We start from the raw sequence: 15,408 nt of genomic DNA on the forward strand, positions 1-15,408 counted from the left end.
TTGCAGAATTAATAATTAAAAACATCATAAAATGAAAAAACTAATTAACGTAACATTTGCATTATTACTACTCTGCTCAGCAGTTACTTTAGTCTCTTGTGGAAAAGATGATGATAAAGGGGGTAAAACTGAACTTCCAGGAGGTGCAGAAGCCCCAGAAGGAACTAGAGAACTCACCCAAAACGGGATTACAGCGAAAATAGATAAAGAAGAATGGCGATTTAATAATACAGTATTGTATGTAACTGTAAAACTGACAAAACCGGATTTCAACTCAAAACCAAAAGGAAAAGTTTATGTGCAAGCGAGAACTACCGATGGAGAGGTTTTACTTGCTTGGAGAAATGGCGTCCAAGGACAAGGTGGGGAATTTGGCAATTATTGGAATGGGAAAGAATGTGAAATTCAATTTTCAATCGCCCTCCTGAATGGGAAACAAATGAAAGCAAACTCTTTAACTATTTTAAAAATTGAAGTGAATTAGATTAAGTCAAAAGATGACCCCCTCTCAGAAGAAAAATAGTAAGAATAAATATGGTCAGTACTTTACTCCTAAAGTAGTGGCTGACTTTATGGTGGGCTTAGCTAACATTTCCCCTAATACCAAAGTGTTGGAGCCTGCTTGTGGTGAAGGTGTATTTTTATCGCTTTTACAAGAAAAAGGTATAAAAAATATTACAGCTTTTGAGATAGATACAGCATTAGCTCACTCATTCCATTTTGTACGTCATGAAAGTTTTGTGTCAGCTCATCTTACTGAAAAGTATGATTTGATAATAGGAAATCCTCCTTATATCCGTTGGAAAAACTTGGAAGAAGAACTAAAAATAGAATTATCACAAAGCTCTCTTTGGAATAAATACTGCAATTCACTCTGTGACTATCTTTATATCTTTATTCTCAAATCAATAGAGTTACTTAACGAAGGAGGACAGCTTATCTTTATTTGTCCAGAGTATTGGTTGAATACCACTCACTCCCTATCTTTGCGTAATGAGATGATGAACCACGGCTATTTTGAAGAATTGTATCACTTCAACGAAACACCTATCTTTGAAGGTGTAACAGTTTCTGTTATTATTTTTAAATACATAAAGAGCAAACATAGAAAAAATGTTATAAAAGTATCTAAATATCACAGCAAACAAAAATTAACAACTGAGAAACTTTTTAATTTACAATATCAAATTCCTTTTGAAAATGCTGAATATATAAAAGTGCCTCAATTTGATCTCAATGAACGTTGGCTTTTAGAAAGTAAAGAGGTACAAGCAGAGTTACGAACTTTAGAATTAGCCTGTGAAAAAGAATTTGCTGACTTATTGTTTAATGAGAAAACTCAATATCACACTTTAGGTGAATACTGTGATATTGGCAACGGGTTAGTGAGTGGGTTGGATAAGGCTTTTCAAGTAAATGGTCACTCTCTAAACAAAGCAGAGCAATCAGCAACTATCAAAGTAGTAAAAGCTAAAGATATAACACCTTTCTTAGCTGAAGTTATTACAAGATACATCTATATTGAGGAAGGGCTTACGGAAGAGCGTTTTAAAGAACTTTATCCCAGTTACTATTTACATTTTCAACCCTATAAAGTGAACTTACAGCAACGTTACCAATACAATCGCAAAATTAACTATTGGGAATGGGTTTTTCTTAGGAACTTTCATTTGTTTAGTAAACCTGAAAGTCGAATTTTTGTGCCTTGTAAAGAAAGAATTTCTAATAAGAATTATTTTCGTTTTGCCTTAGTAGCACAAGACATCTATCCCACTCAAGATGTAACGGCTATTTTTAAAAAACAACACACACAAGAAAGTATAGAATATATTTTAGCTTATCTCAATCAGCCTATTATATTTGATTGGCTCAAGAGTAATGGGGTAGTAAAAGGTAGTATTGTAGAGTTTTCAGAAAAACCTATTGCAAGTATTCCGTTTAGGAAAATTGACTGGAATAATGAAAAAGAAGTACAACAACATCATATCATCACCGATGTTACTAAACAATATCTAAAAACTAAAAACAGCTTACAACTTACCCACATTAAAACATTGTTTAACCAACTCTTAAATATCTAAAGATGAATATAGATTATGATATGTTAGCCAAAAGTTTGAAAGGAACAACTGTCCCTAAGCCTCTTTCTGGTACGTTGTCAGGACATGCTGTTGGAGAACCTTTTGATAAGCACGTGTATACTGAAATCAAGAAACAATGTCCTAAAAATACTTTTAGACAGTACGAATATCTGAATGATTTGTACAGCAACAATCCTAGTGTGATTGGTTTTAAATCAAGAGAGGCTCTTTTTAATTCACCTACAGTATTATTTTTATTGAGTAGAGGCAAAAACGCTACTGACAAATGGAGTCTTAACAATCCTTTTGAAGAAAAACAGAATGATACAGCTGATATTTTGGTAGTGAAAGATGAATTTTATGAGCTTGTAGATGTAAAAACAAGAAATATAGCCAAAAAAGCACAAGCTCCCAATATTATATCAGCCTATAAATTAGCACAACTTTGTGCCAAAATGTTAGACAATGAAGAGTTTGACAATTTTACTATTAATTACTTTGAAGTAGATTGGCTATTAGAGAACGATAAATTAATATGTAAAGACACTCATTTTGGTTGTCTATTTAAGGAAAATCCTGAAGAATTGTATATCAATTGGGCTGCTGCTATGCAAATACAGTTTCACGTAAGTGATTTAGACCAATTGTTTAAAGGAAATAAAAAACAATGGGCTCAACGCTATCTAAAGCATTTTGTGACTCAAGCTCAAAAACGTGCTGATGATATGATCATTCGATTTGTAAAACCTTTTGAAAAATATATTAATGAATAAAATCAACCTTCTCTTAACACTTGCCCTTACTACTTCGAGCTGGTCGCAACAACAGCAAACTCTTGAAAAAGGGTGGAAATTTACTCGTGAGGACAAACCGGTGTTCTCGCAAACCAATTATAACGATGCGAAATGGCAACGCGTAACCGTGCCTCACGATTGGGCTATCTATGGTCCTTTTGATATGGAAAACGATATCCAGCGCACGGCTATCAAGCAGGACGGACAAAAAGCAGCTATTGAACACACAGGGCGTACGGGAGGGTTACCTTTTGTAGGCGTAGGTTGGTACCGCACGCAGTTCAACGTGCCTGAACTTACGTCCGATAAGCAAGTGTTTGTACAGTTTGACGGGGCGATGAGTAACCCCGAAGTATTTGTAAACGGACAAAAAGCTGGTGAATGGCACAACGGCTATAACACTTTCTTTTTGGATATCACTCCTTACGTAAAAGCCAATAACAACACTTTGGCAGTGCGCCTCAACAACCTTACCCAGATGTCGCGTTGGTATCCAGGGGCAGGCTTGTACCGCAATGTGCATATTATTACTAAAAACAAGACGCATATCCCTATTTGGGGTGTACAGATTACCACCCCCGAAATAACAAACAACTTCGCCAAAGTAGTAGTAAATACTGAGTTTGTAGCTGATAAGAAGACTTCAGTTACCGCAGAAACTGTTATTTTCAATAATCAAGGTGAAAAAGTAGCGTATACCAATACCAAAGCGACTCCTTACACTACCGATAAAATTTCAGCAGAGCTGTATATTGATAATCCTCGTTTGTGGGACATCGGCAAGCCGTACCTCTATAAAGCCGTTACCAAGCTCTATGAAGGTGATACTGTAAAAGATGAGGTAACCACTACCTTCGGGATTCGCTCTATCGAACTCAAGCCTAACGATGGTCTGTACCTCAACGGGCGCAAAATCAAAATACAAGGGGTGTGTATGCACCACGATTTAGGTCCGCTGGGCGGGGCAGTAAATGAGAGTGCTATACGTCGACAAATACGCATTATGCAGGATATGGGTGTGAATGCTATCCGCACTTCGCACAATATGCCCGCGCCTGAATATGTGCGCGCTGCCGATGAAATGGGTATGCTACTCGCCGTAGAGAGTTTCGACGAATGGGCTATCCCAAAAGTAGAAAACGGTTATCACTTGTACTTCAAAGAATGGGTAGAAAAAGACCTTACGAACCTTGTAAAACACTACCGCAACAACCCTAGCGTGCTGATGTGGTTCATCGGGAATGAGGTGGAAGAACAGAGTGTAGAAAGTGGCTCGCAAGTAGCGCGCTATTTGCAAGATATCATCAAAAAATACGATACTACCCGCCCCGTGAGCAATGGTATGGATAGACCCCACGATGTGCTCAAAAACAATATGGCAGCAACGATGCAGTTAATGGGTTTTAATTACCGTCCGTTTAAGTACAAAGAGGCTTACCGCAAGTTGCCACAACAGCTTATTTTGGGTAGTGAAACCGCCTCAACAGTGAGTTCGCGTGGGGTGTATAAGTTCCCCGTAGAGCGCAAATCAATGGCTAAATACCCCGATATGCAATCGTCGTCTTATGACGTAGAACACTGCGGTTGGTCGAACTTGCCCGAAGACGACTGGATACATCAAGAGGATTTGCCTTATACCGTAGGAGAGTTTATCTGGACAGGTTTCGACTATCTGGGCGAACCTACTCCTTACTATGTGGAATGGCCATCACACAGTTCCTATTTTGGGGCAGTAGATTTGGCAGGACTACCCAAAGACCGTTTCTATCTCTACCGCTCACATTGGAATAAGGAAGCCGAAACCTTACATATCCTCCCTCATTGGAATTGGGAAGGGCGCGAGGGGCAAACAACTCCTATCTTCGTTTATACTAATTATCCTTCTGCCGAATTGTTTATCAATGGCAAAAGTCAAGGAAAACGCAGTAAAGACCTCTCTATAAAATTAGAAGAGGAAGAAAAAGACGGCAATCCGTCAGACCTCAACCGCCAAAAGCGTTACCGCCTAATGTGGATGGATACTAAGTACGAACCTGGCACAGTGAAAGTAGTAGCTTACGATGCCAATGGTAAGGCAGTAGCCGAAAAAGAAATCCGTACTGCTGGCAAGCCTTATGCATTGCGCCTCAGCAATGAACACAAAACAGTGCTTACCCCTAATAGCAAAGACCTCGCTTTCATCACCGTAGAAGCGGTAGATAAGGACGGCAATCTATGTCCAACAGTCAATGACCTTGTGCAGTTCAGTGTGAAAGGAGCTGGCTTTTATAAAGCGGCTGCCAATGGCGATGCTACTTGCACCGACCCATTTCACTTGCCTAAAATGCACCTCTTCAACGGAAAATTAGTGATGATGGTACAAGCAGGTGAAAAAGCAGGCGAAATTACTATTGAGGCAAAAAGTAAAACGCTAAAAGGAAAGATTTCAGTAGAAGTTAGAAAATAGTACATAGAAATTAGATGCTGTTATTTTTATATGCTTTGCCAAAGGACAAGAGCCTTTGGCAAAGTTTTTTATAGTAGAGGTAGAGCTGAGAACAATTGGTGTATTAACAAAAATATTATATCTTTGTGCTTTCATCTACAAATTGTCCACTTATGAACTACCGTCTTACCTCTCCCGCCGATGCCCGCAAAGTAGCCACTATACTCACCGATGCTTTTGCTAACTACAATATGTATCGCGAAGTGCTCAACTCTTTTTTTACTACCGATAGCAAGTATATAGACTATCTGAACAAATTGCATTATGTACAAGTGATGAGTAATATCCGTAAGGGTTATTGCCTGATAGCCGAAGAAAACAACGATATTATAGCCGTCGCAGTGATGCAATCGTTGCGATACACTCGTATTACCCTTTGGGACTACCTGCGCTCGGGTGCTTTTGCGCTTTGGCGTTATGCCAAACCTACTCAATGTTTTTTGCCTTTCTTAGACAAGAGTAGCGAGCACGCTAAAAAACAAACTTCTGAAAACAAGTGGTATTTAGAGAGTTTTGTAGTGAGTCCCGCGTGGCAAGGTAAACACATAGGAGGTAGATTTTTAGACGAAGCCGTTTTGCCTTTAGTAGCGCGAGAAGGAGGTAACCAACTCAGCTTGGTTACCAATACCGAAACAAATATATCTTTCTACCAAAAACACGGTTTTGAGCAAATCCACCAAACCAAAATAGGAGGCGTAGATGTTTGGACGATGCTAATGGAAGTGAAGAGTTGCTATAAAGCACCTGACAACCCTGATTAGAAGAGTAACTTGGTACTTTGAAACTTTTTTTCTACTTTTGCGCCAACATTAACCATTCACCATTCATCATTAATTATTGTTTTATATGAAATTCAACGAGTACAAACACTTAGACCTTACTAAGATAGCAGAAGAAATATTGGCTTTCTGGAAAGCCACTAACATCTTTGAGCAGAGTATCGCCTCACGTGAGGGCGCTATTCCGTTCGTGTTTTTTGAAGGACCACCATCTGCCAATGGCGTGCCTGGTATTCACCACGTGATGGCGCGCTCTATTAAGGATATTTTCTGCCGTTATAAAACTCAGAAAGGATTTCAAGTAAAACGCAAAGCAGGATGGGATACCCACGGCTTGCCAGTAGAACTCGGGGTAGAGAAAGAACTCGGCATTACCAAAGAAGATATAGGCAAGAAAATAAGCGTTGAGGACTATAACAAGGCTTGTAAGGAAGCCGTGATGCGCTATACCGATATCTGGAACGACCTTACCGAGAAAATAGGCTACTGGGTGGATATGGACGACCCTTATATCACCTACAAACCTAAGTATATGGAAAGCGTGTGGTGGCTTTTGAAACAACTGTACAACAAGCAGTTGCTATACAAAGGCTACACCATTCAGCCTTATTCGCCTAAGGCAGGAACAGGCTTGTCATCACACGAGCTCAACCAACCTGGCTGCTACCGCGATGTGAGTGATACTACGGTTGTGGCGCAGTTTAAAGTAAAAACATTAGTAGCAGCGGCAAGTAAAACATTGGGTAACCCTACCGAACCTATTCATATCCTCGCTTGGACAACCACCCCTTGGACGTTGCCTTCTAACACCGCGCTTGCTGTGGGCAAAGAGATTGACTATGTACTCGTAAAAACATTCAATCAATATACTTTTGAGCCGATTACAATCATCATTGGCAAACCGCTTTTGGCAAAACAATTCGGCAAAAAGTTCGTAGAGGGTGATGCAACTGCTTTGGCGGCTTACACACCCGAAAGCAAAACTATCCCTTATCAAATTATAGGGGAATGCAAAGGTGCTGACCTTGTGGGTACTACTTATGAGCAACTCATTCCTTGGTGCACTCCTGCCGAAAATCCTACTGAGGCTTTCCGTGTGATTGCAGGCGACTTTGTTACCACTGATGACGGTACCGGTATCGTGCATATTGCGCCTACTTTTGGTGCTGATGACGCCCGTGTAGCCAAAGAATACGGCGTGCCCCCAATGCTTGTGAAAGACGCGCACGGCAATTTGATTCCGTTAGTAGATTTGCAAGGAAAATTCATCACAGGACACAATATTCCTGAGGCTTTTGCCGGTAAATACATCAAAAATGAGTATTACGATGCAGGGCAAGCGCCTGAAAAATCGTGGGATGTGAGCTTGGCTATCCTCCTCAAAGAAGAAAACAAGGCTTTCAAAGTAGAGAAATACGTACACAGCTATCCGCACTGCTGGCGTACTGATAAACCCGTGTTGTACTACCCGCTCGACTCGTGGTTTGTACGTGTAACCGATTTCAAAGAGCGTATGTTTGACCTCAATGAAACCATCAACTGGAAACCTAAAGCTACCGGTGAAGGGCGTTTTGGCAACTGGCTCAAAAATGCGAATGACTGGAACCTTTCGCGTTCGCGCTATTGGGGTATCCCGCTACCTATTTGGCGTACAGACGATAAGCAAGAGGAATTCTGCATAGGTTCGGTAGAAGAACTAAAAGCCGAAATACAAAAAGCTATCGCAGCAGGAGTGATGACAGCCGACCCTTATAAAGATTTTGTGGTAGGCGACAACTCCGAAAGCAATTACAACAAGGTAGATTTACACAAAAATATAGTAGATAACATAGTGCTTGTATCACCATCGGGCAAGCCAATGCACCGCGAAACTGACCTTATCGACGTATGGTTTGACTCGGGCTCTATGCCGTATGCACAATGGCACTATCCTTTTGAAAACAAGGAATTTATCGATAACCACACTGCTTATCCAGCCGACTTTATAGCCGAAGGGGTAGACCAAACACGTGGTTGGTTCTATACACTTCACGCAATTGCTACTTCGGTTTTTGACAGTGTGGCGTACAAAAACGTAGTGTCTAACGGATTGGTGCTCGACAAGAACGGACAAAAGATGTCGAAACGCTTGGGCAATGCGGTAGACCCATTCACTACTATAGCCGAGTATGGCGCCGATGCCACTCGCTGGTATATGATTTCGAACGCAAACCCTTGGGATAACCTCAAATTCGATTTGGAAGGGGTAGCTGAGGTGCGCCGCAAATTCTTCGGTACGCTCTACAACACCTATTCATTCTTTGCGCTTTATGCCAATACCGACAGCTTCACTTACGCTGAAGCGGATATACCACTGGCTGAACGCCCTGAAATAGATCGCTGGATACTTTCGGAACTCAACACCCTCATCAAAGAAGTAGATGCCCTCTATGCCGATTATGAGCCTACCCGTGCTACGCGTGCTATTTCCGATTTTGTACAAGAAAACCTCAGCAACTGGTATGTGCGCTTGTCACGTCGCCGTTTCTGGAAAGGAGAGTATGAAGCCGACAAGATAGCCGCTTACCAAACCCTTTACACCTGCCTCATAACCATCGCTAAACTGATGGCTCCTGTAGCGCCTTTCTATGCCGATAGATTGTACAAAGACTTGGTGAGCGTTACCGGTAAAGAAAATAAAGAAAGTGTACACCTCACTGATTTCCCTGTGGCTAACGAAAGTTACATCGATAAGTCATTGGAAAGCAAGATGCAGAAAGCACAGACCATCTCGTCCTTAGTACTATCATTGCGCAAGAAAGAAAGCATCAAGGTGCGTCAGCCACTGCAAAAGATAATGATACCGATAGCCAACGCCACTGAGCGTGCTGAAATAGAAGCCGTAGCAAATCTTATCAAGCACGAGGTGAATGTGAAGGAAATAGAGCTTTTGGAAGATGCCTCAGGTATATTGGTAAAACAAATCAAACCGAACTTCAAGACCTTAGGACCTAAGTTTGGTAAAGATATGAAAGCCATTGCCACAGCGGTACAAGAATTTGGTCAGCAGGAAATAGCACAGTTTGAAAAAGCACAAACGTACAGCTTGCAACTGCCTGACAAAACGGTTACTTTGAGTTTGGACGATGTAGAAATCAGCACCCAAGATATAGAAGGCTGGTTGGTTGCCACCGCTGGTAGTCTATTGGTAGCATTAGATATTCACATCACCCCCGAACTGCGCCAAGAAGGTATCGCTCGCGAGTTGGTGAACCGCATTCAGAATATCCGCAAGGACAATGATTACGACATCACCGACCGCATACAAATACGCCTCCAAGCGCACACTGCCCTACAAGAGGCAGTAACTGCCAACGAAGCTTACATCAAGAACGAAACCCTTACTAACAGCATCTCTTTTGTAGATAGCCTGCCAGAGGGTGAAGAAATAGCATTCGATGAAGTAACGACAAGAATAGTTGTTAGCCGGTCGTAATACAACAAGCTGTCACACACTTTGCCAATATCCCTAGATTTTGACAAAGTGATAAGAAAAGCGCGATGTTTAAAATGATAAACATCGCGCTTTTTTATTGACTAATTTACCAATCTTTCTTCTCTTTTCTTTCGTCTCGAAACCCCGTTTTTAACATTTTTAGCGGTGTTGTATTACTTTATGAATCAACTGCTTATACACCCTTTCTATACCAATCGTCCAAGATTCGTATAAGCTTCCTATAAGCTCTCTATAAGCTAACCACACCCATCTTACAGCTCATTTTTTACCTTTCACCTCAACACGTCCTTCCGTTCTTTTCCGTTTCCTTCCGAATCCTCCAACCCATCCTCTAAACTGTCCGACTCGTCTGAAAAGTCCGCCTCGCCCATTTCTCTTGGTGGTATTATTGGCATTTCTGGTATTTCTGGCATTATTAGCTTTTACCCCATTTTCTCATTCCCTAATTTTCTCACTTCCTCATTTTCTAATTAAAAGTATATTTCAAAAAGTGTTTAGGTACTGAAAACTTTAATTTTTAGAATCAGAAAGATAAAAAAGTGAGGTTCAACGGCAGAAATTTTTAGAGCATTTATAACTTATAAAAATGTATTTGTCCTAACTTTATAACTATCAAAATGTTCACTAAAATTGTTAATAACTGTGTTGATAACTATTTTATTTTTGTTGAAAACTTATCACTTTATTCCGTATCTTTGCCCCAGCAACTAAGGAAAAAACACTTCCCCTTTTTAGGGAACTTATAAAAGCAACATTATTCAATGCGTTATAAATGAGTGATTTATATAAATCACTCAGCACTTTCTTTCTCTCTAACTAAAAGAAGAGAGTTAAAAATAAACTCATTAGGCTATGCTTGTATTATATAAACATTCCTAATACATCACATACTTGAAAATTGTTAATAAAATAGAGAAATTAGTGATTATTATCATTACAACTTGGAAGCTTAATGCTCGAGAAATTAAAATTTATATCTGAAATAATAATAAAATAAAAAATTATGTCTAAATTCACTAAGCTTACAGCTGAACAGCTTCAAACAAAGCGTAATTTCATCGAAAATTACCTACAATCTCACAATGCCGCTACTGGGTCTCTCTTCGATGCCAATGCCAATGTGGCACATAAAAACATCGCTACGATGGAGGCAGAACTCAATAAAGATATCAATATTCAAGTGAACCGTTCGCTCGTGTCTCACAAAATCGAACAGCTCTTTGGCAAAGAATTAGCCGATGAGTATATCCGTCAGATTGAGGAACACGAAATCTACGTGCACGACGAAACGAGCCTCAAACCTTATTGTGTGAGCGTTTCGATGTATCCTTTGCTCTTGGACGGGCTCGTAAAACTCGGCGGTGAAAGCAAAGCTCCACAACACTTAGCAAGCTATTGCGGGTCGTTCGTGAACTTCCTCTTTTCCGTTTCCTCTCAGTTTGCAGGAGCGGTAGCAACGGTAGAGTTTCTAATGTACTTCGACCATTTTGCTCGTAAAGACTATGGCGACGATTACCTCAATACCCATCGTGAAGTGATAGAAAACGAACTGCAACACGTAGTATACGCTATCAATCAGCCAGCAGCAGCACGTGGCTATCAATCAGTATTCTGGAACATATCGCTATATGACCGCCCGTATTTCGACTCGATGTTCGGTACATTCGTTTACCCCGATGGTAGCAAACCTTCTTATGAGTCTTTAGACAAGCTCCAACAGTTCTTTATGCATTGGTTCAATATTGAGCGCACGAAAGCGATACTCACCTTCCCTGTGGTAACCGCAGCAATGCTCACTAAGGACAAACACGTGTACGACGAGCATTTTGCGCGCTTCTGTGCTAAAGAACTCAGTGAGGGCAATGCATTCTTCATCTATCAATCAGATAATGCCGATTCATTAGCAAGTTGCTGTCGCTTACGCAATGAAATTTCTGATAACACTTTTAGTTATTCACTCGGTGCGGGAGGTGTTTCTACCGGTAGTATTAATGTGATAACCATTAATATGAATCGCCTATACCAAAAACACTTATCGTTGGAACGCACCTTAGATAATATCCATAAATACCAAGTAGCTTACCGTGCCATTGTGCAAGAGTACAAAGATGCGGGTATGTTACCAGTGTACGATGCGGGCTTTATCTCACTTGATAAACAATTCCTCACCGTTGGTATTAACGGAATGGTGGAAGCTGCCGAGTATTTAGGTATTCGCATTTCGGATAATCCCGACTATAAGGCGTTCATCAACAAAAACCTCAAACTAATTTACGACAAGAACAAGGAAGCTAAAGCCAAATACGGCTTTATGTTCAATACCGAGTTTGTACCTGCCGAGAATTTAGGCGTAAAGAATGCGGCGTGGGACAAAGCCGACGGCTTGCAAGTGCCACGTGATTGCTACAATTCATATTTCTATATTGTGGAAGACAGCTCTCAAAACCTTATCGATAAGTTCTATTTACACGGAAACGACTATATACAGTACTTAGACGGCGGTTCGGCTTACCACTGCAATCTCGAAGAATACACCACTGCCGAAGGTTTTTATAAGTTGCTAAATGTAGCCGCTAAAACGGGTTGTAACTACTTCTGCTTTAATATATGCGTAACCGTGTGCAACGATTGTGGCTATATCGATAAACACACGCACGACCACTGCACCCATTGTGGTTCTGAAAATATCGACCACGCGACACGGGTGATAGGCTATCTCAAACGCATTACTAATTTCTCTAAAGACCGACAAAAAGAAGCTAAAATACGTTACTATGGGAACGCTACGGTATAGCAGTTACGATATAGTCCTCCAAGAAGTACCCAACGAGATATCCCTGTGTTTTACCATCACAGGGTGTCCGTTAGGCTGCGAGGGTTGCCATTCCGAATATATTTGGGACGGTAGCAAAGGCTGTGCGCTTACTAATGAAGGTTTAGAACAACTGCTTAGCAAGTATGAAGATATGATAAGCTGTGTGCTGTTTATGGGAGGCGAGTGGCAGGTAGAAACCCTGCTCTCGCTTATCTTTCAAGTGAAGTGCAAACGGCTGAAAACGGCACTCTATACAGGGCTTAACCTCAAGCAAGTACAGCGCAAATACCCTGAGCTGTTAGGGTGTTTAGACTACATCAAAACCGGCAAGTGGTTACCTAAACTCGGTGGCTTAGACAGCCCCACCACCAATCAAGAGTTTTTAAACCTGCAAACCGGAGAGGTGATGAATAAAGTGTTTTTAAAGGTAAAAGGAAAAGCCTGACTGCAGACGTAGCTAGGTGTGTGAATAAGAAAATAATACCAAGATTTCACACGTACAGCTATCTCCTCTTTTATTGTTGCTTGTGTGATGGGAGTGATAGACTACAAACATACGAAAGACAAACGGGAAGTAATAAAAAAAGAACGACTTGATTAAGTCGTTCTTTTTTTATTACTTGTTTAACACTCTCCTCAGGGTAAGGGTGGCTAATACTAAATATACCAAACACAGTGCCCACATTCCCAGCCAATATGGCATAATGGTAGTGATATGAGCTCCCATCTGGGTAATAGATATAAAACCCTTGCTCCCTAAAGTAGTAGGTACAATATATGAAAAAACACTCAGCCATTCAGGCATCGCTACGGTAGGCCACGAAAAGCCAGTAAGCATCACCGCAGGCAAAGAGGTATACATAATGAGCATAATGGCGTCTTCACGTCGATGTAAAAAGTTCAGCAAGCAAAGTCCCATAAATACAATCGACAGGATAAATGGTATCATAAAAACCATAGTGCTTAGTATCGTGCTACGTACAGGAATGCCAAACAATGGCATTATAATTCCTAAAATAATGAGTAATATCACCATTGAAAAGGCTAAATAAGTAGTAGCTTTCCCCATTACAATAGGCAAAGCTCCCCAAAAACTATCGGAGTTAGGATATATTTTTTTTAGTTTGTTGCCCTCTCGCATCGTTCCTCCTAACATACCTACGGCAGTGAGTATGGTAGTTTGAAAGATAATCACAAGCACTATGGGAATAAGGAAAGTGGCATAACCCAAAGAGGGATTGTATAAGCTCACTACTTGAGCGCTCACGGGCATTGCCTCATCGCGCGCTTGGGTAGGGAGTTTGCCTTGTGCCGAAGTGCGTTTCACCTCAACCCCTGCATTCAGGTAAGTAGCCGACACTTTAACGGCGGTAAGTATTTGCTTGTAATAAAGCATATAAGAAGCATCGGCATAGACCGATATAGTGGGTTGTTCTCCGCGTTGTAGGTCACGTGCAAAACCGTTGGGAATGGCTACTATCCCCCGTATTTTCTCCTGCTGAAAGGCCTTTTCAGCTTCGGTGAGGTTGAGGTAACTGCTGTAAATAGCGGTCTGACTCGTGGCATCAATCATACGCAACAACTGACGGCTTTGGGCAGTATTATCCTCATCTACTACTCCAATAGGAAGCTCTTGTAAGGTCTCTTCGGAATAGAGATAAGTATAGATGAACGACACGGCAATCGCTACAATTACAAACGAAAAGAACACCGCCTTGTCGCGGAATATATATTTGGCTTCCCAAAGCATTGCACGAGTGAAGTCGGCTGAACTTTGATATATGTAACTTCTAAACTGTTTCATAACCTCCTGATTTTATCTTTTTCACAAACATAGGATAAGCCACTATAAGCAACAGTCCAAAGAGCAATAATGCCAGAAGCGGTTGCCACGTCATCTCTACAGGAATGCCCTTAATGGCGCGATTTACATAGTATTTCATAAAATGAGCATACGGAAAGATTTGCGCTAAATACTGCATACTCTTAGGAAGCCCTTCCATAGGAAAAGTATAAGCCGCAAATGAGAAGGCAATCGCTGTAAAACCACTGCCTATGGTAAGTGCCGACCTAAAATTAGGCAATATAGAAACGAGTGCAATACCTATAATCTGATAGATTACTACTAGGGCAAAAGTAATAAGCACCACATTCAGCATTGGGATATGCAAAGGAGCCCCGATAAGCTCAAAGAGGAGGTAATTCATCCACCACGCTACAAAAAGGAGCACTAAGGTATAAGGCAAGAGTTTCCCCACAAGGGCTTTCAGCGGACTTCCACCTGCTTGCTTGAGCCACTGTTTCCCTCGATGGTAGCGGAATTCTACTCCTAATACATACACCGTTACCATCATTACAATCATTTGGAGCATCATCGGCAAGAGTGCTGTGAGTAGGTAATAGGCATAGTTAGAATAAGGATTGTACAAGGCGTGGTCGTCTACCCTTATGGGTTGGGCTTCGGCGCGTACCTTCTCAGTTTGTTGCCCTTTTTGCATTTTCTTCTTCATCACCAAGCCTGCTGAGAACATCCCTACGGTAGTTTGGAAATCCTTTTGGATAAGACTTGCCCCCAGCATAAACTGACTATTGGTATAGCAAATCACCGATTGGTTTTCACCTTTGAATAGTTTCTGCTGAAAGTCGGTAGGAATGACGATAAAGCCCATAATCTGTTGTTGCTGGATAAGGCGTTGGGCTTCTTGTTCATCGGTGAGTTTGATTTTTAGGTCTATATTGGGCGTAGCATCGAGCATACGCAAAAGGTTTTCGGACAGCTGACTTTGGTCGTAATTGATATACGCCATAGGCAGGTCGCGGGGTACCCCTTTGTAGAAAATAGCCGCAAAGAACCCAAAGATAACCAAGGGGAACACCAAAACGTAAAACAGCCGTTTGGGCGATAGGAATAGGTTCTTGCATTCTTTTTTAAATAAATACATAATTAATTTGTCAATT

The 15,408-nt window shown here is 41.1% G+C and carries 10 protein-coding genes; 8 read left to right on the plus strand and 2 right to left on the minus strand.

The genetic code is table 11. From position 1 onward, the window contains the following. Positions 1–31: 31 nt before the first annotated feature. From COCH_RS02985 to nrdG, 8 genes are all read left to right on the plus strand, one after another. Entirely contained in the window at positions 32–484 is a 453-nt protein-coding gene (locus COCH_RS02985; RefSeq protein WP_009421240.1) for a hypothetical protein, read from the plus strand. Between the two features lie 13 nt (positions 485–497). Continuing rightward, a complete protein-coding gene (locus tag COCH_RS02990) occupies positions 498–2,081 on the plus strand; it encodes an Eco57I restriction-modification methylase domain-containing protein (RefSeq protein WP_015781867.1) in 1,584 nt (527 codons plus the stop codon). A gap of 2 nt (positions 2,082–2,083) precedes the next feature. Then, positions 2,084–2,854: a HincII family type II restriction endonuclease gene (locus COCH_RS02995; RefSeq protein ID WP_015781868.1), complete on the plus strand. Its 771-nt coding sequence runs from the start codon at positions 2,084–2,086 to the stop codon at positions 2,852–2,854. Next, on the plus strand, positions 2,847–5,321 hold the full coding sequence (locus tag COCH_RS03000; protein WP_015781869.1) for a DUF4982 domain-containing protein: 2,475 nt from the start codon (positions 2,847–2,849) through the stop codon (positions 5,319–5,321). Before COCH_RS02995 ends, COCH_RS03000 begins: the two co-directional genes overlap by 8 nt. A 152-nt stretch (positions 5,322–5,473) precedes the next feature. Continuing rightward, complete coding sequence (locus tag COCH_RS03005) at positions 5,474–6,121, plus strand: GNAT family N-acetyltransferase (RefSeq protein WP_015781870.1); 648 nt, start codon at positions 5,474–5,476, stop codon at positions 6,119–6,121. A gap of 85 nt (positions 6,122–6,206) precedes the next feature. After that, positions 6,207–9,614: an isoleucine--tRNA ligase gene (ileS, locus tag COCH_RS03010; RefSeq protein ID WP_015781871.1), complete on the plus strand. Its 3,408-nt coding sequence runs from the start codon at positions 6,207–6,209 to the stop codon at positions 9,612–9,614. A gap of 1,024 nt (positions 9,615–10,638) precedes the next feature. Beyond that, the gene (nrdD, locus tag COCH_RS03015; RefSeq protein ID WP_015781873.1) at positions 10,639–12,429 is read left to right on the plus strand and encodes an anaerobic ribonucleoside-triphosphate reductase; all 1,791 of its coding nucleotides are present in this window, start codon (positions 10,639–10,641) and stop codon (positions 12,427–12,429) included. Further along, the gene (gene nrdG, locus COCH_RS03020) at positions 12,410–12,895 is read left to right on the plus strand and encodes an anaerobic ribonucleoside-triphosphate reductase activating protein (protein WP_009418616.1); all 486 of its coding nucleotides are present in this window, start codon (positions 12,410–12,412) and stop codon (positions 12,893–12,895) included. Before nrdD ends, nrdG begins: the two co-directional genes overlap by 20 nt. Before the next feature lie 171 nt (positions 12,896–13,066). Here the strand turns inward: nrdG and COCH_RS03025 are convergent, their stop codons facing one another. Then, positions 13,067–14,254 carry an ABC transporter permease gene (locus COCH_RS03025; protein ID WP_015781874.1) on the minus strand — a complete coding sequence of 396 codons (1,188 nt, stop codon included), beginning with the start codon at positions 14,252–14,254 and terminating at the stop codon, positions 13,067–13,069. Continuing rightward, the gene (locus COCH_RS03030) at positions 14,241–15,392 is read right to left on the minus strand and encodes an ABC transporter permease (RefSeq protein WP_015781875.1); all 1,152 of its coding nucleotides are present in this window, start codon (positions 15,390–15,392) and stop codon (positions 14,241–14,243) included. The genes COCH_RS03025 and COCH_RS03030 overlap by 14 nt, the downstream gene beginning before the upstream one ends. Positions 15,393–15,408 lie beyond the last annotated feature (16 nt).

Source organism: Capnocytophaga ochracea DSM 7271, from assembly GCF_000023285.1.
Taxonomy (GTDB): domain Bacteria; phylum Bacteroidota; class Bacteroidia; order Flavobacteriales; family Flavobacteriaceae; genus Capnocytophaga; species Capnocytophaga ochracea.